Origin of the sequence: Streptomyces sp. WM6372 (genome assembly GCF_001279655.1) — a bacterium.
Lineage (GTDB): Bacteria > Actinomycetota > Actinomycetes > Streptomycetales > Streptomycetaceae > Streptomyces.
Map to the genome: position 1 here is coordinate 62,023 of NZ_LGDB01000186.1, position 17,226 is coordinate 79,248.

14 protein-coding genes are annotated in these 17,226 nt (G+C 71.0%); 9 read left to right on the forward strand and 5 right to left on the reverse strand.

The window, feature by feature from the left end:
- Position 1 precedes the first annotated feature (1 nt).
- The gene (locus tag ADK52_RS19520; protein WP_053691113.1) at positions 2-1,027 is read right to left on the reverse strand and encodes an adenosine deaminase; all 1,026 of its coding nucleotides are present in this window, start codon (positions 1,025-1,027) and stop codon (positions 2-4) included.
- Between the two features lie 110 nt (positions 1,028-1,137).
- On the opposite strand from ADK52_RS19520, the gene ADK52_RS19525 reads away from it, so the two are divergent.
- Positions 1,138-1,845 carry a DUF4190 domain-containing protein gene (locus tag ADK52_RS19525; protein WP_063783893.1) on the forward strand — a complete coding sequence of 236 codons (708 nt, stop codon included), beginning with the start codon at positions 1,138-1,140 and terminating at the stop codon, positions 1,843-1,845.
- A gap of 113 nt (positions 1,846-1,958) precedes the next feature.
- Here the strand turns inward: ADK52_RS19525 and ADK52_RS19530 are convergent, their stop codons facing one another.
- Together ADK52_RS19530 and ADK52_RS19535 are read right to left on the reverse strand one after the other, a co-directional pair.
- On the reverse strand, positions 1,959-3,557 hold the full coding sequence (locus ADK52_RS19530) for a TROVE domain-containing protein (RefSeq protein WP_053691115.1): 1,599 nt from the start codon (positions 3,555-3,557) through the stop codon (positions 1,959-1,961).
- 482 nt (positions 3,558-4,039) lie between these two features.
- Positions 4,040-4,591 (reverse strand): NADAR family protein, encoded by a 552-nt coding sequence (locus ADK52_RS19535; protein WP_053691116.1) that lies wholly within the window; start codon positions 4,589-4,591, stop codon positions 4,040-4,042.
- Positions 4,592-4,773: 182 nt separating this feature from the next.
- Between ADK52_RS19535 and ADK52_RS19540 the strand changes: the two genes are divergently transcribed.
- The 8 genes from ADK52_RS19540 (at position 4,774) to ADK52_RS19575 (ending at position 14,555) form a co-directional block, all read left to right on the forward strand.
- Positions 4,774-6,291, forward strand: a complete 1,518-nt coding sequence (locus ADK52_RS19540) for a gamma-aminobutyraldehyde dehydrogenase (protein ID WP_053691117.1) — start codon at positions 4,774-4,776, stop codon at positions 6,289-6,291.
- Between the two features lie 72 nt (positions 6,292-6,363).
- The gene (locus ADK52_RS19545) at positions 6,364-7,614 is read left to right on the forward strand and encodes a polyamine ABC transporter substrate-binding protein (protein ID WP_053691118.1); all 1,251 of its coding nucleotides are present in this window, start codon (positions 6,364-6,366) and stop codon (positions 7,612-7,614) included.
- A 74-nt stretch (positions 7,615-7,688) separates the two neighbouring features.
- Complete coding sequence (locus tag ADK52_RS19550) at positions 7,689-8,840, forward strand: ABC transporter ATP-binding protein (protein WP_053691119.1); 1,152 nt, start codon at positions 7,689-7,691, stop codon at positions 8,838-8,840.
- Positions 8,837-9,766: an ABC transporter permease gene (locus ADK52_RS19555; protein WP_053691120.1), complete on the forward strand. Its 930-nt coding sequence runs from the start codon at positions 8,837-8,839 to the stop codon at positions 9,764-9,766. Before ADK52_RS19550 ends, ADK52_RS19555 begins: the two co-directional genes overlap by 4 nt.
- The gene (locus ADK52_RS19560) at positions 9,766-10,560 is read left to right on the forward strand and encodes an ABC transporter permease (protein WP_053691121.1); all 795 of its coding nucleotides are present in this window, start codon (positions 9,766-9,768) and stop codon (positions 10,558-10,560) included. Before ADK52_RS19555 ends, ADK52_RS19560 begins: the two co-directional genes overlap by 1 nt.
- A gap of 21 nt (positions 10,561-10,581) precedes the next feature.
- Positions 10,582-12,000: an NAD(P)/FAD-dependent oxidoreductase gene (locus tag ADK52_RS19565; protein WP_053691122.1), complete on the forward strand. Its 1,419-nt coding sequence runs from the start codon at positions 10,582-10,584 to the stop codon at positions 11,998-12,000.
- A gap of 166 nt (positions 12,001-12,166) precedes the next feature.
- On the forward strand, positions 12,167-12,655 hold the full coding sequence (locus tag ADK52_RS19570; RefSeq protein ID WP_053691123.1) for a hypothetical protein: 489 nt from the start codon (positions 12,167-12,169) through the stop codon (positions 12,653-12,655).
- An 85-nt stretch (positions 12,656-12,740) separates the two neighbouring features.
- Positions 12,741-14,555 (forward strand): chitinase, encoded by a 1,815-nt coding sequence (locus ADK52_RS19575; RefSeq protein WP_053691124.1) that lies wholly within the window; start codon positions 12,741-12,743, stop codon positions 14,553-14,555.
- Here the strand turns inward: ADK52_RS19575 and ADK52_RS19580 are convergent.
- The gene (locus ADK52_RS19580; RefSeq protein WP_053691125.1) at positions 14,552-15,319 is read right to left on the reverse strand and encodes a phosphatase PAP2 family protein; all 768 of its coding nucleotides are present in this window, start codon (positions 15,317-15,319) and stop codon (positions 14,552-14,554) included. The genes ADK52_RS19575 and ADK52_RS19580 overlap by 4 nt on opposite strands.
- A 133-nt stretch (positions 15,320-15,452) precedes the next feature.
- A complete protein-coding gene (gene gabT / locus ADK52_RS19585; RefSeq protein ID WP_053691126.1) occupies positions 15,453-16,799 on the reverse strand; it encodes a 4-aminobutyrate--2-oxoglutarate transaminase in 1,347 nt (448 codons plus the stop codon).
- Between the last annotated feature and the right edge of the window lie 427 nt (positions 16,800-17,226).

Sequence of the window (17,226 nt, forward strand, 5' to 3'; positions counted from 1 at the left end):
GTCAGCGCGCCAGCCAGGCGGAGGTGTACGTGTCGATCTCCGCGCTCAGCCTGGCCTTGCCGGCCTCGTCCAGGAAGGACGCCTCGACGGCGTTCTTCGCGAGCTGCGCGAGCCCGCGCTCGTCGAGGTCGAGGAGCCGGGCGGCGACCGCGTACTCGTTGTTGAGGTCGGAGCCGAACATCGGCGGGTCGTCGCTGTTGATGGTGACGAGCACGCCCGCCTGCACCATCTCCTTGACGGGGTGCAGGTCCAGGTCCGTCACGGCGCGCGTGGCGATGTTGGAGGTCGGGCAGACCTCCAGCGCGATCCGGTGCTCGGCGAGGTAGGCGAGCAGCTCCGGGTCCTGGGTGGCGCTGGTGCCGTGGCCGATGCGCTCGGCGCCCAGCTCGCGGATGGAGTCCCAGATCGTCTCCGGGCCGGTGGTCTCGCCGGCGTGCGGCACGCTGTGCAGGCCGGCCGCGCGGGCGGCGTCGAAGTACGGCTTGAACTGCGGGCGCGGCACGCCGATCTCGGGGCCGCCGAGCCCGAAGGAGACCAGGCCCTCGGGGCGCAGGTCGACGGCGAGGCGCGCGGTCTCGGCGGCGGCCTCCAGGCCGGCCTCGCCGGGGATGTCGAAGCACCAGCGCAGGATGACGCCGAGCTCGGTCTCGGCGGACTTGCGGGCGTCCTCGATGGCCTCCATGAAGGCCTTCTCGTCGATGCCGCGGCGGGTCGAGGAGTACGGGGTGATGGTCAGCTCGGCGTAGCGGATGTTCTGCCGGGCCATGTCGCGGGCGACTTCGTAGGTCAGGGTGCGTACGTCGTCGGGGGTGCGGACCAGGTCGACGACCGAGAGGTAGACCTCGATGAAGTGCGCGAAGTCGGTGAAGGTGAAGTAGTCGGCGAGCGCCTCGGGGTCGGTGGGGACCGTGGAGTCGGGGTGGCGGGAGGCGAGTTCGGCCACGATGCGCGGGGAGGCCGAGCCGACGTGGTGGACGTGGAGTTCCGCCTTGGGCAGCCCAGCGATGAAGGGGTTCAGGTCGGGCATGAGGGAGCCTCCGGGAGGACACGGGTGCGGACAGATCGGGCTTCATCGTAGGCAGCTCCGGGACTGTCGGTGACAGCACATAGCATGGGCGTACGAGAGGGGGGCGCCGCATGACCGATCAGAGCCCCGAGCCGAGGGACCCGTGGGCGCCGCCGGAGCGGCCGGCGGTGGAGCTCGGAAAAGCCCAGGCCACACCGGGGTTGTCCGGTCCGCCGTCCGTGCACGACCAGCCGACGATCGCGGGGATGCCGGGGGGCGACCTCCCGCCGGCGCAGATACCCGGGCCGGCGCCCATACCGGCTCCCACGCCCGCGCCGGGCACGGCGGCGCCCGCGTACGGCTACCCCGCGCAGCCGGACCCGGGGGGCTACACGTACCCCGGACCGCCGCCCGCGCAGCCGGCGTACGGCCACCCCGGCTATCCGGGCCAGCAGGGCCATCCCGGGTACCCCGGATACCCGGGCTACCCCGGCTACCCCGGTTACCCGCAGAAGAGCAACGGTTTCGGGATCACCGCCATGGTCCTCGGCATCATCGGCGTGGTCACCTGCTACCTGGGCGTGCTGTTCGGCGTCCCGGCGCTCATCTTCGGCATCCTGGGCCGCAAGAAGGCCCAGCGCGGCGAGGCCGACAACGGCTCGATGGCACTCGCCGGGATCATCCTGGGCGCGGTCGGCATCGTGATCAGCCTCCTGATGATCGGGCTCGTCATCGCCGGCGTCCTGCTCGGCGGCACCGGGAGCGGCTCCGGTTCGGAGTACGACTACGACTACGACGGCGGTTCGTCCTCGCACACGCACGTGCGCGAGCGCGTCTGACGGGGCGGACACGAGCCGCAGGACACGCAACGGCACAGGGCCGGGAGCGGGCACGTGCCCGCTCCCGGCCCTGTCCGTCCGCCGGCCCCGTCCGTCCGTACGTGGGTGGCGGCCTACGCCGCCCACGGCCAGTCGGCGTCCCGGCCGCCCTCGATCAGGGAGACCATCCGGAAGGCCGCGTCACTGAGCCCGCCGAAGGTGTGCCGGTGGGCGGACCCGGAGGGCGCGTGGCCCGTCCGGTACCCGGCCAGGTTCCAGGTGTACACCGGCACCTCGTCCGGGACGAGGGCCGTCGGGTCGCCGCCGTAGTGGTACGCCGCCTGCTCGTCGGTGACGATCAGGACCCGGTCGTGCCCCTTGTAGTACCGGCGCACGGCCTCGGAGGTGTTGGTGCCGCCGAGGTCCTCGAACCGCTCCAGCACCTTCAGCACGGACTCGCCCCGGGCGTACCGGACCTGCTTGCTGTCCGTACCGAACTGCACCAGGTCCGCGTCCTCGGCGCGCAGCGCGAGCGCGGTGCCGAAGACGGCCGCCGCGTCCGCCCGGTTGAGCTCCGAGCGGTCCGACAGCCGCGCCCACATCGACCCCGAGCGGTCCACGAGGACCAGCGTGCGGCCCGGCAGGGCCGGTACGTTGGCCAGCGAGTGGCCGAGCGCCCGCTCCAGCGGGTACGCCCAGCGCAGCGAGGGCGCGTGCTGATAGGCGGCCAGGTAGCGGAACGGGAACTGCCGGGAGCGGGCGACGACCTCCGGGTCGCTGACCTTCGCCGCGACCTGCGCGGCCACCTCGTCCGAGACACCGGCCTGGTCGAAGTTGCGCAGGTTCCGCAGCAGGGCCATCGCGCCCATGGAGGGGATGACCGCCTCCCAGGCGGCCGCGTCCATCGGCCCCTGGAGCCAGCCGGCCAGCGCCTCCCAGGTCATGCCCGCGGCGGCGAGCCGCTCGGCCCCGTCGGGCGCGGTCACCACGGCCCGGCGCTGCGGCACCGGCAGCTCCATGAGCTCCCGGTGCGCGAGCAGCGTGCGGTTGCCGGCCGGCACCTCGGCGGTCTCCGGGTGGTGCCGCCGGTCGAGGGCGTACCGGAACAGCTCGCCCTGCCAGGGCTTCGCGGGATCGGGCGAGGCGTGCACGAGGTTGAGCACGTCGCCGAAGCGGTACCCCTTGGAGTCGGTGTCGTACTTCAGCAGCGAGGAGGCGGAGTAGAGCCTGCGCACGGCATCGGCGATACCGCGCTTCACCGGCTTGGGGACGGCCCGCCCGTACGTCGCCGTCCAGTAGGCCAGCAGCTCGCCGGGCTCGTCCGCGCGCCGCAGTACGGAGTCCACCACCTGGCGGTTCGACGGCCCGCCGGTGGCTCCGGCGTCGAGCCGCGCCTTCACGTACTCGGCCGCTCCGACCAGCGAGGCCGTGCGCATGTTCCCGTCGGTGCGCAGCCAGCCGAGCAGGCCCGCGGTCCACGTGGGGTCCTCGACGGCGAGGCGGCGCACGAGGGCGGAGAACCGGTCGTCGCGGGCCTCGCCGCTCTCGTAGAACGTCCGCTGCGTCACGAAGTTGGCGACGGCGAGCAGGAACAGCTCGGAGCGCGCGTCGCGGACGAAGCCGCGGCCGCCCTGGTGGTTGTCGGCGCGGGCGCCGGTGGAGCGCACGGGCGAGGCGGGCCCCGCGGCTGCGGAAGAAGTCTTCTTGGGCGCGCGCAGGTTGAAACGAGCCATGGTGAATCCCCCCGAATTCAGTGGAACGAGGGGAGGCGTGACGTGCGGGACGCCCGAGATCAGAGTCGGCGACGGACTGTTGTCGACTGCTCTATCCGGACTGAGCTACCGGCCGCAGCCGGGCGGGATTCGAACCCGCGACCCGTCGATCCGGAAGTAGCCGTCGCCTGCGCACCGGGCATCCCGCACGCGTGCCTCCCGAGATCAAGGTGGCGGCGGCTTGGGATTCTCTGCGAAAGAAGGAGCCGCAGCCCGCGCACCGGGAGGTGCGTGACGTGGTGTCCAGAGTTCGAGGTCGGCGAAACCACGTGCTGCTCTGCCAACTGAGCTACACCGGCCCGAAAACCGGTGACGGGACTCGAACCCGTGACCTGCCCATTAAGAGTGGAAGTAGGTCTCGCCTGCGCACCTGGACGAGTCCTACGGTAGGCGGGCCGACGGTCGGCCCGCCACGGATTTAAGATCCCGTCCGCGGCACCGTTTCAGGACTCGGTACGCAGCCGGTCGCGGGCTTCCATCAGCGCGAAGCCCAGCAGGTTCAGCCCGCGCCAGCGGGCCGGGTCCAGGGCGCGCTCGTCGTCCGCGGCCAGCCCGATGCCCCAGACGCGGTCCATCGGGCTCGCCTCCACCAGCACCCGGTCCCCGGTGGAGAGCAGGTACGCGCGCAGCTGCGGACTGGACGCGAACTTGTGCACGCTGCCCTCCACCACCAGCGAGAACCGCTCCCGCGCCCATATCGCGTCGTCGAAGCCGCGCACCAGCCGCCCGGCCTTCTTGGCCTCCGCCGGAGTCTTCGCCTCCAGCGCGGCGCGCTCCGCTTCCGGGTCCGCGAACAGCCGGGCCTTGCCGGCCATCATCCAGTGCTCGGCCGTCTCGTACCGGACATCACCCACGGTGAAGGGCGAGGGCCACCACTGGCTCATGCAGCTGGGGCCGAGCTTTCCGTCGGGGCGCGGCCGGTGCCCCCAGAACGGCAGGTACTTCACCCGCTCACCACGGCTGACCTGCTCGATCAACTTGTCGATCTTCTCCATGCACGCGAGTCTGGCAGTCGCCACTGACACTTCGTACGGGATTTGGGGCGCGCCTCGACACATGGTCGACCGATTCCGTCGCGTAATCAAAAGGCAACAACGGAATCCCTTGGCGGTGGGGAACACCTCTGCCAGGATCGGCACTCAATTCGAGCTGAAGCTACGGAGAGCGTGAGAGCGTCATGGGTAATCGCTTCCAGGTCAAGGACCGCTTCGCAGACGGCGCACAGTACATCGACGGGCAGCTGAGGTCCGGTACGTCCGGGCGGTCGCACACCATCGTCAACCCTGCGACGGGCGAGGAGGTGCTCACGTACGAGCTGGCCTCCACCGCCGACGTCGACGAGGCCGTCGCCGCCGCCAAGCGGGCCTTCCCGGCCTGGTCCTCGGCCACCCCCGGGGAGCGCTCCGACGCCCTGCACCGGCTGGCCGCCGTGCTCGCCGAGCAGGCGGAGGACTTCGCGTACGCGGAATCCCTCCAGTGCGGCAAGCCGATCAAGCTGTCCACCGAGTTCGACGTACCCGGAACCATCGACAACACCGCCTTCTTCGCGGGCGCCGCCCGGCACCTCCAGGGGCAGGCGGCGGCCGAGTACTCAGGGGACCACACCTCCTACGTACGCCGCGAGGCCATCGGGGTCGTCGGCTCCATCGCGCCCTGGAACTATCCGCTCCAGATGGCCGCCTGGAAGATCCTCCCGGCGATCGCCGCGGGCAACACGATCGTCCTGAAGCCCGCCGAGTTGACCCCGCTGACCTCCCTGATGTTCGCCCAGGCGGCCAAGGACGCGGGCCTGCCCGACGGCGTGGTCAACATCGTCACCGGCGCCGGCCGGGACGCGGGCGAGCACCTGGTCGGCCACCCGGACGTGGTCATGACCTCCTTCACCGGCTCCACCGCCGTCGGCAAGCGGGTCGCCGAGATCGCCACGGCCACCGTCAAGCGGCTCCACCTGGAGCTCGGCGGAAAGGCCCCCTTCCTGGTCTTCGACGACGCCGACCTGGAGGCCGCCGCCCACGGCGCCGTCGCCGCCTCCCTGATCAACACCGGCCAGGACTGCACCGCCGCCACCCGCGCGTACGTCCAGCGCCCCCTGCACGACGCCTTCGTCGCCCGCGTGGCCGGGCTGATGGAGTCCGTCCGCCTCGGCGACCCGTTCGACCCGGCCACCGACCTCGGTCCGCTGGTCTCGCACGCCCAGCGCGACCGGGTCGCCGGCTTCGTCGAGCGCGCCCGGGGCTACGCCACCGTCGTCACCGGCGGTGAGATCCCGGGCGGCGAGCTCGCCGAGGGCGCGTACTACCGGCCCACCCTCGTCTCCGGCGCCGCTCAGGACAGCGAGGTCGTCCAGTCCGAGATCTTCGGCCCGGTCCTCGTCGTCCTGCCCTTCGACACCGACGATGAGGGCATCGAGCTGGCCAACGACACCCCGTACGGACTGGCCGCCTCCGCCTGGAGCCGCGACGTCTACCGGGCCGGCCGCGCCACCCGCGAGATCAAGGCGGGCTGCGTCTGGGTCAACGACCACATTCCGATCATCAGCGAGATGCCCCACGGCGGCTACAAGGCGAGTGGCTTCGGAAAGGACATGAGCGCCTACTCCTTCGAGGAGTACACGCAGGTCAAGCACGTGATGTACGACAACACCGCGGTGGCCGCCAAGGACTGGCACCGCACCATCTTCGGGGACCGCACCTAACCGTCTTCGGCTCTCGCCGAGTGGCAGCCGGCCGCCTGACCAGCGGCGCCACCCCTCCCGAAAGGGCAGCTCATGGAGCAGTTCGAGCCCGACCGCCTCTCGGCGGCGCAACTCGCCGCGATGCGGCGCAGCCTCACCAGCGGGCGCGGCGCCCTCACCCGCCGCTCGCTGTTGCGCGCCTCCGGTGTCGGAGCGCTCACCCTCGGCGGACTGGCCTCCCTGTCCGCCTGCGGCATCCCGCCGGCCAAGCGCGCGGGTGACACGGCTGCCGCCTCCGACGACCGCTCGGCCGAGGAGAAGGAGCTCAACTTCTCCAACTGGACCGAGTACATGGACACCAGCGAGGACGAGAAGAGCCACCCCACGCTGGACGAGTTCGCCAAGCGGACCGGGATCAAGGTCAAGTACACCGAGGACATCAACGACAACGTCGAGTTCTTCGGCAAGGTCCGCCCGCAGCTGGCGGCCGGCCAGGACACCGGCCGCGACCTGATCGTCGTCACCGACTGGCTCGCCGCCCGCATCATCCGGCTCGGCTGGGCGCAGAAGCTGGACCCCTCCCACCTCCCGCACGCCTACGCCAACCTGATCCCGCAGTTCCGCAACCCCGACTGGGACCCGGGCCGCTCGTACAGCTACCCCTGGACCGGCATCGACACCGTCATCGCCTACAACGTGAAGGCCACCGAGGGCAAGAAGGTCGACTCCGTCACGCAGCTGCTGGACGACCCCTCCCTCAAGGGCCGCGTCGGCTTCCTCACCGAGATGCGCGACAGCGTCGGCATGACCCTGCTCGACCAGGGCAAGGACCCGGCGAACTTCACCACCGCCGACTTCGACGGCGCCATCGGCCGGCTCCAGAAGGGCGTCGACACCAAGCAGATCCGCCGCTTCACCGGCAACGACTACACGGCGGACCTCGACAAGGGCGACCTCGCCGCCTGCCTGGCCTGGGCCGGAGACGTCATCCAGCTCCAGGCCGGCAACCCGGACATCAAGTACGCGATACCGGCGCCCGGCTACATCACCTCCAGCGACAACCTGCTGGTCCCCGCCCATGCCCGGCACAAGGCCAACGCCGAGAAGCTGATCGACTTCTACTACGAGCCGCCGATCGCCGCCCAGCTGGCCGCGTTCATCAGCTACGTGTGCCCCGTCGAAGGCGTCAAGGAAGACCTTGCGAAGATCGACCCCGCGCTCGCGGACAACCCCTTGATCATTCCGGACAAGGCGATGGCGGCCAAGGCCCGCGCCTTCCGCTCCCTCAGCAGTGAGGAAGAGACCGCGTACGAGGAGAAGTTCGCCAAGCTCATCGGAGCCTGACGAACCCCTTCCCCCCGTGCCGGCATCCGCGCCCCGCACCCTTCCGACGACACCACCACCGAAGGCCGCGACCCATGACTGACAAGACTGCGGGCGGCGACGTCCGCCTCGCCGGGATCAGCAAGCACTACGGCTCGTTCACCGCCGTGCACCCGCTGGATCTCACCATCCCCCAGGGCTCCTTCTTCGCCCTGCTCGGCGCCTCGGGCTGCGGGAAGACCACCACCCTGCGCATGATCGCCGGTCTGGAGGAGCCCTCCACCGGCACGGTCAGCCTCGGCGACCGGGAGGTCACCCAGCTGCCGCCGTACAAGCGCCCGGTCAACACGGTGTTCCAGAGCTACGCGCTCTTCCCGCACCTGAACATCTACGAGAACGTGGCCTTCGGACTGCGCCGCCGCGGCATCAAGTCCGTCAAGAAGCAGGTCGACGACATGCTGGAGCTGGTCGAGCTGGGTCAGTTCGCCCAGCGCAAGCCGCACCAGCTCTCCGGCGGCCAGCAGCAGCGCGTGGCCGTCGCCCGCGCGCTCATCAACCACCCGCAGGTGCTCCTCCTCGACGAGCCCCTCGGCGCCCTGGACCTCAAGCTGCGCCGCCAGATGCAGCTGGAGCTCAAGCGGATCCAGACCGAGGTCGGCATCACCTTCGTGCACGTCACGCACGACCAGGAGGAGGCCATGACCATGGCCGACACGGTCGCCGTGATGAACGGCGGCCGCGTCGAGCAGCTGGGCGCCCCCGCCGACCTGTACGAGAACCCGAAGACCACCTTCGTTGCCAACTTCCTCGGCACCTCCAACCTCATCGAGGCCGAGGTCCTGGAGGCGGGCGGCGCCGACGTGACGGTCAGCTCCGCGGGGACGAAGCTGCGGCTGCCCGCGGCCCGATGTTCGACCACGCCCAAGGCCGGCGGAAAGCTGCTGGTCGGGGTGCGTCCCGAGAAGATATCCCTGGTCCACGCGGACGAGGAGGACACCGTCGCGGCCGGCCGCAACAAGGTCCGCGGCACGATAGCCGCCTCCTCCTTCATCGGCGTCTCCACCCAGTACGTCATCGACAGCCCCGTCTGCCCGGAGCTGGAGGTGTACGTCCAGAACATCGAACGCGACGCCCGCCTCGCCCCCGGCGCCGAGGTCGTCCTGCACTGGAACCCGGAGCACACCTTCGGCCTCGACGCCGCTCAAGACATCGACGCGGGCATCGAGACGGTCGAGGAGGGCGCATGACCGCCACCGTCGCGCCACCGGAGGCCGAGGCCGCCACCGAACCCCCGGTCCACAAGCCGTCCCTGCGCAAGCGGCTGGTCCCGTACTGGCTGCTGATCCCGGGCATCCTGTGGCTGCTGGTGTTCTTCGTCCTGCCGATGATCTACCAGGCCTCCACCTCGGTGCAGACCGGCTCCCTCGAAGAGGGCTTCAAGGTCACCTGGCACTTCCAGACGTACTGGGACGCCCTCACCGAGTACTACCCGCAGTTCCTGCGCTCCCTGCTCTACGCCGGCACCGCGACCGTGCTGTGCCTGCTGCTCGGTTATCCGCTGGCCTACCTGATCGCCTTCAAGGCGGGACGCTGGCGCAACCTTCTGCTGGTGCTGGTCATCGCCCCGTTCTTCACCAGCTTCCTGATCCGCACCCTGGCCTGGAAGACGATCCTGGCCGACGGCGGACCGGTGGTGGATGTCCTCAACACCCTGCACGTCCTGGACGTCACCAGCTGGCTCGGGATGACCCAGGGCGACCGGGTGCTGGCCACGCCGCTCGCGGTGGTCTGCGGTCTGACGTACAACTTCCTCCCCTTCATGATCCTGCCGCTCTACACCTCGCTGGAGCGCATCGACACCCGCCTCCACGAGGCGGCCGGGGACCTGTACGCCCGCCCCTCCACCACCTTCCGGAAGGTGACCTTCCCGCTCTCCATGCCGGGCGTGGTCTCCGGGACCCTGCTCACCTTCATCCCGGCGAGCGGCGACTACGTCAACGCCGAACTGCTCGGCTCCACGGACACCCGGATGATCGGCAACGTCATCCAGTCGCAGTACCTGCGCATCCTCGACTACCCGACGGCCGCCGCGCTGTCCTTCATCCTCATGGCCATCGTGCTGATCATGGTCACCATCTACATCCGCCGAGCGGGGACGGAGGACCTGGTCTGATGCGTTGGCTCCGGCGCAATCTCGTCGTCATCTTCGGCCTCGGCACGCTCGCGTACATGATCCTGCCGAACGTCGTCGTGACGGTCTTCTCCTTCAACAACCCCGCCGGGCGGTTCAACTACGCCTGGCAGGAGTTCTCGCTCGACGCCTGGAAGGACCCCTGCGGGGTCGCCGACCTGTGCGGCTCGCTGTCCCTGTCGCTCCAGATCGCCGTGTGGGCCACCATCGGCGCCACCGTCCTCGGCACGGCCATCGCCTTCGCGCTGGTGCGCTACCGGTTCCGGGCGCGCGGCGCGGTCAACTCGCTGATCTTCCTGCCGATGGCCATGCCCGAGATCGTGATGGCGGCCTCGCTGCTCGCCCTCTTCCTCAACATGGGCATCCAGCTGGGCTTCTGGACGATCCTGATCGCCCACATCATGTTCTGCCTCAGCTTCGTCGTCGCGGCCGTCAAGGCGCGCGTCCTGTCGATGGACCCGCGGCTGGAGGAGGCCGCCCGCGACCTCTACGCGGGCCCGGTGCAGACGTTCGTACGGGTCACGCTGCCGATCGCGGCGCCCGGTATCGCGGCCGGCGCGCTGCTCTCGTTCGCGCTCTCGTTCGACGACTTCATCATCACCAACTTCAACTCGGGCAACACCGTCACCTTCCCCATGTTCGTGTGGGGCTCGGCCCAGCGCGGTACGCCTGTACAGATCAACGTCATCGGTACGGCGATGTTCGTCATCGCGGTGCTGGTGGTGCTCGTCGGCCAGATGGTCGGCAACCGCCGCAAGAACGCACAGCCCAAGTAACTCTGTAGGGAGTTGGAAGACATGGCCCCAGTCGCCATGCGAAGTGTTGCTCAATCCCTTTCCGAAGCACTGCCGGTCTCGTACTGGCTGGACGACCCCGGCAAGCCCGCCGCGCAGCCGGCGCTGACCTCCGACGAGGCCTGCGACCTGCTCGTCATCGGCGGCGGGTACAGCGGACTGTGGACGGCGCTGATCGCCAAGGAGCGCGATCCCGCCCGGGACGTCGTCCTGATCGAGTCGAAGGAGGCGGGCTGGGCCGCCTCCGGCCGCAACGGCGGATTCTGCGCCGCCTCCCTCACGCACGGCCTGGCCAACGGCATGGCCCGCTGGCCGGGCGAGCTCGCCAAGCTGGAGGAGATGGGCGCCCGCAACCTCGACGAGATCGAGGCGGCCATCGCCCGCTACGGCATCGACTGCGACTTCGAGCGCACCGGCGAGATCGACGTGGCCACCGAGCCCCACCAGGTCGAGGAACTGCGCGAGCTGTACGAGGAGGCCGGGAAGCTGGGCCTCGCGGGCGGCTCGCGCTGGCTGGACCGCGAGGAACTGCGCGCCGAGGTCGACTCGCCGACGTTCCTCGCGGGGCTGTGGGACACCGACGGCGTCGCCATGCTCAACCCGGCGAAGCTGGCCTGGGGCCTCAAGGAGGCCTGCCTGTCGCTGGGCGTGCGGATCTACGAGAACACCCGCGGGCTGTCATTGACCTCCTCGGGCGCCGGGATGGCCGTACGCACCCCGTACGGGCGGATCTTCGCCCGGCGGGTGGCGCTCGGCACGAACATCTTCCCCTCGCTGGTCAAGCGGATCCGGCCGTTCACGGTGCCGGTCTACGACTACGCCCTGATGACCGAGCCGCTGACCGCCGACCAGCTGAAGGCCATCGGCTGGCAGAACCGCCAGGGCCTGGGCGACAGCGCCAACCAGTTCCACTACTTCCGCATCACCCCGGAGAACCGCATCCTGTGGGGCGGCTACGACGCCATCTACCCCTATCGCGGCAAGCTGGACTCCGAGTACGACCACCGCCCCGAGACGTACCTGAAGCTCGCGCAGCACTTCTTCACCGCGTTCCCGCAGCTGGAGGGCATCAAGTTCAGCCACGCCTGGGGCGGGGCCATCGACACCTGCTCGCGCTTCTCCGCCTTCTTCGGCACCGCGCACGGCGGCAGGGTCGCCTACGCGGCCGGCTACACGGGGCTCGGGGTCGGCGCCACCCGCTTCGGCGCCGACGTGATGCTGGACCTGCTGGACGGGGCCCGCACCGAGCGGACCGAGCTGGAGATGGTGAAGTCCCGGCCGATGCCGTTCCCGCCCGAGCCCTTCGCCTGGACCGGAATCACGCTCACCAAGTGGTCCCTGGCCCGGGCGGACGCCCGCGGCGGCCGCCGCAACCTGTGGCTGAAGGCCTTGGACAAGCTCGGCCTCGGCTTCGACAGCTGACCGGCCCCGCTCGGCGGCCCGGCGCGCGCTCCGCCCCCGGCGCGCGCCGCGGTTCATGCCGTGAGCGGCTTCACCACCACGGGGTGGGCGAACCCGCGTCATCGCAGGGCCCGGCCCCGCTCTCTCCCGGTGAGGAACCCTCACCGAAGAGAACGGAGGCCGGGCGATGCACGGCTCGGAGATCAAGACCGCGGTGGAATGGCTCGCATCGGTGGCGCCGGATCCCGACGCCTGCCGGTGGGAGTGGGAGCGCAACCCCCTCGGGGTCGCCCTGCTGCCCGCCGGCCGGCAGTGGGACGTGCTGATCCTGCCCGGAGGGCTGGGGCAGGCCGCCCTCGACGTCCTGACCCTGCTCCTCGACCGGCCCGGCCCGGTGCTCGCCGACTCCGGTGCCACGCGGGGGAGCCGCACATCGACACGTCGGCTGGGCTTCTTCGTGCCCCCGGGTACGGCCTCCCGCTGGATCGGGACCGGCGTTCGGGGGGCGGGGCGCGGGACCTGGATCGTGGTCCCGTACCCCGGCCGGACCACGGGCGGGGTGCGCTGGCTGGTGCTCCCGGACGGCCGCGGGACGCTCACCGATCCGGTGCTGCTGGAGCTCGCGATGCACGAGGCCGCGGCCCGGGTGGCGGGGGAGGAGGGACGCAAGCCTTGACAAGGGTATTGGTCTGGACCATGTTGGGCGCCGCTGCCGCATCACCGGCGGCCTGGCTCCATCCCCCCATGTTCCGGAGGCAGTTGTGCGCAGACCCGTGTCACTGTTCACCGCGGCCGCCCTCGCGGTGGCCGCCTTCCTCGCCGCGGGCCCGCCGGCCGCGGCGGCCGACGCCGACCTCGCCCGCAACGGCGGCTTCGAAGCCGGGCTCGACGGCTGGAGCTGCTCGGCCGGCAGCGGAGCCGTCGTCACCACCCCCGTCCACGGCGGCGGTTCCGCCCTCAGGGCCACCCCGGCCGGCCAGGACAACGCCCGCTGCTCCCAGACCGTCACCGTCAAGCCCGACTCCACGTACACCCTCGCCGCCTGGGTGCAGGGCGCGTACGTCTACCTCGGCGCCGCCGGGACCGGCACCACCGACGTGTCCACCTGGGCGCAGACCCCGGGCGCCTGGAAGCAGCTGAGCACGACGTTCCGTACGGGCGCGGCCACCACCTCGGTGACCGTCTACACGCACGGCTGGTACGGCCAGGGCGCCCACCTCACGGACGACGTCACGCTCGTCGGCCCCGACCCGGGCGGTTCCGGACCCGGCCGGCCCCAGCCCCCGGCCGCCCCCACCGGCCTCACGGCGTCCGGCGCCACCGCGAACAGCCTGAACCTCTCCTGGTCGGCCGCCCCCGGCGCCACCTCGTACACGCTCTACCGGGACGGCGCCGCGCCCGTGAGCACCACCGGCACCTCGACGACGGTCACCGGACTCACCGCGTCCACCTCGTACACCTTCCAGGTCGGCGCGGTGAACGCGGCCGGCGAGTCCGCGAAGAGCGCCCCCGTCTCCGCCTCCACGACGAGCAGCGGCGGCAACCCGGGCAACCCGGGCCTCCCGGCGCACGCCCTGGTCGGCTATCTCCACGCGAGCTTCGCCAATGGCTCCGGCTACACCCGGATGGCCGACGTCCCCGCCTCGTGGGACGTCATCAACCTCGCGTTCGGCGAACCGACGTCGGTGACCTCGGGGGACATCCGCTTCTCGCTCTGCCCGGTCAGCGAGTGCCCGAACGCGGAAACGGCGGCCGAGTTCAAGGCGGCCGTCAAGGCCAAGCAGGCGGCCGGCAAGAAGGTCCTGATCTCGATCGGCGGCCAGAACGGCCAGGTCCAGCTCGCCACCACGGCCGCCCGCGACACCTTCGTCTCCTCGGTCAGCAAGATCATCGACGAGTACGGGCTCGACGGACTCGACATCGACTTCGAGGGCCACTCCCTCTCCCTCGCCACCGGCGACACCGATTTCCGCTCGCCCACCACGCCGGTGATCGTGAACCTCATCGCGGCCGTCAGGACGCTGAAGGCCAGGTACGGCCCGGACTTCGTCCTGACCATGGCCCCGGAGACCTTCTTCGTCCAGCTGGGATACCAGTACTACGGCTCCGGCCCCTGGGGCGGCCAGGACCCGCGCGCCGGCGCCTACCTCCCGGTCATCCACGCCCTGCGCGACGACCTCACCCTGCTCCACGTCCAGGACTACAACTCGGGCTCGATCATGGGCCTCGACAACCAGTACCACTCCATGGGCGGCGCGGACTTCCACATCGCCATGACCGACATGCTGCTCACCGGGTTCCCGGTCGCGGGCAACGCCGCGCGCGTCTTCCCGCCGCTGCGCCCGGACCAGGTGGCCATCGGCCTCCCGGCCACGACCAACGCGGGCAACGGCCACACCCCGCCCGCCGAGGTGAACAAGGCACTGGACTGCCTGACGAAGAAGACCGGCTGCGGCACCTACCAGACGCACGGCACCTGGCCCGCCCTGCGCGGGCTGATGACCTGGTCGATCAACTGGGACCGCTTCGGAGCCTGGGAGTTCTCGAAGAACTTCGACGCCTACTTCGGCGGCTAGGGGGTTCCGGCGGTGCGGCGGACGGCGTGGGCGACGGGGACCAGCAGGAGGGTGCACAGGAAACAGCTGGCCAGGACGTCCAGGGGCCAGTGCCAGCCGCGCAGGATCAGGCCGGTCGCGGTGGCGGCCGTCAGGAGGAGGGCGAGGGCCAGGGGCCAGGGGCGGCGCGCGTACGGGCCGATCAGCAGGGCCGCGCCGAGGTACGCGACGGCAGAAGTGGCCGTGTGGCCCGAGGGGAAGTAGCCGGCGGCCCACGGCTCCAGGGGGCCGGGGCGGGCGGTCCACTCCTTCAGCGGCACGATCACCGCGGGGACCAGGGCCATCGCCAGCCCCGCCGTCAGGGCCGGGGCCCAGGCGCGGGAGCGCCGGACGGAGTACGCCATCGCCAGGACCAGGACCGGTACGGCGACCGGGGCGTTGCCGAGGTCGGAGAGGCGCTCGGTGACGGCGTCGGGGACCGTGCGGACCAGGGCGCGGCTGAGGCGCTCGTCTGGCGCGAGCAGCGGGCCCGAGACCAGGACCTGCCAGGTCGTCAGGGCGAGCCCCAGCAGGGAGAGAAGGAGGAGGATGGCCGGCCGTCCCGGAACAGGGGGGATGGTTCCGGGACGGCCGCCCGGATCGGGTTGCCGAGCGCCCCGGGGGGTTTGGGGCGAACGGCCGTCCGATCGGTGAGGAGTGTGCGCGAACGCAGGCCCAGTGCGGCGCTGGGGAAGCCCGGTACTGGTGTCGCCCCCGGTTTCCCGGGAGCGGGGTGTCTCACTCATCTGCAGAAACCGTACGGCAGCGGAAAGGGGACCGACAGCAGGAACGCGCTCCTGCCATCGGCCCCCCACATCTTCTTCACAGTGCCTGCCCGTTACCGGGGGTACCGGCGGGCTCTGGTGTTCGGCGGGTCGCTCAGACGTCCGTGCCGATGGCCGCGAACGCCGCCTCGATGAGGTCCAGGCCCTCGTTCAGCAGGTCCTCGCCGATGACGATCGGCGGGAGGAAGCGGAGCACGTTGCCGTAGGTGCCGCAGGTGAGGACGAGCAGGCCCTCGGCGTGGCAGGCCTTGGCGAGCGCGCCGGCCGCCTCCGGGAACGGGGTCTTGGAGACCGGGTCCTTGACGAGCTCGATCGCGATCATGGCGCCGCGGCCGCGGATGTCGCCGATGATGTCGTACTTCTCCTGCATGACCGTCAGGCGGGCCTTCATGACGGACTCGATCTTCTTCGCCGCGGCGTTGAGGTCGAGCTCCTTCATGGTCTCGATGGAGCCCAGCGCACCGGCGCAGGCCACCGGGTTGCCGCCGTAGGTGCCGCCCAGGCCGCCCGCGTGCGCGGCGTCCATGATCTCGGCGCGGCCCGTCACGGCGGCGAGCGGCAGACCGCCCGCGATGCCCTTGGCGGTGGTGATCAGGTCCGGGACGATGCCCTCGTCCTCGCACGCGAACCACTGGCCGGTGCGGCAGAAGCCGGACTGGATCTCGTCGGCGACGAAGACGATGCCGTTGTCGTTGGCGAACTGCACGATCGCCGGCAGGAAGCCCTTGGCCGGCTCGATGAAGCCGCCCTCGCCGAGGACCGGCTCGATGATGATCGCGGCGACGTTGTCGGCGCCGATCTGCTTGGTGATCTGGTCGATCGCCTGGGCGGCGGCCTCGGGGCCGCAGTTCTCGGCGCCGGTGGGCCAGCGGTAGCCGTAGGCGACCGGGACGCGGTAGACCTCGGGGGCGAACGGGCCGAAGCCGTTCTTGTACGGCATGTTCTTCGCGGTCAGCGCCATCGTGAGGTTCGTACGGCCGTGGTAGCCGTGGTCGAAGACGACGACGGCCTGGCGCTTGGTGTACGCACGGGCGATCTTGACGGCGTTCTCGACGGCCTCGGCGCCGGAGTTGAACAGCGCCGACTTCTTCGCGTGGTTGCCCGGGGTCAGCTCGGCCAGCGCCTCGCAGACCTCGACGTAGCCCTCGTACGGCGTGACCATGAAACAGGTGTGGGTGAAGTCCGCGAGCTGCGCGGAGGCGCGGCGCACGACGGCCTCGGCGGAGGCACCGACGGAGGTCACGGCGATGCCGGAACCGAAGTCGATCAGGCGGTTGCCGTCGACGTCCTCGATGATGCCGCCACCCGCGCGGGCCGTGAAGACGGGGAGCACGGAGCCCACGCCGCCGGCCACCGTCTCGAGGCGGCGGGCCTGCAGCTCCTGCGACTTGGGGCCGGGGATCGCGGTGACGATGCGGCGCTCCTGCGGGACAGCGGTCATAGAGGGCTCCTGGGGGGTGTTTTCGGGCGCACTTGTGTCTTTGTCCGCAGGCTAGGCCCGGGGGAGGGGGTACTGCATGCTCCGTTCGGGAGTGGTGTCCGCGTGTCCTTGTCCGTGACGGCCATAGGAAGGTCCCGCCGCCTGTCTTGTGGACGCTGCGGACACAGGGGCTCGTACGGGGCCCACGGCCGCCTGCGGGCAACTACATTGAGCGACGCAGCGCAGGCACGGGCAGGGGGCAGGGGTTTCATGGACACCGACGGCACGTACGGCACGGACGAGAAGCGGCCGCCGCGCGCCGGGCACGTCCCGCGGCCGGCGGGCCCGCCCCCGGCCGGAGCGCCCCCCGTCGGCGGCCCCCCTCCCGGCCCCCCGCCGAAGCCCGCCCACGCCCCCGCCGGCCCCGGCCCGTCCCTCGCCGACTGGC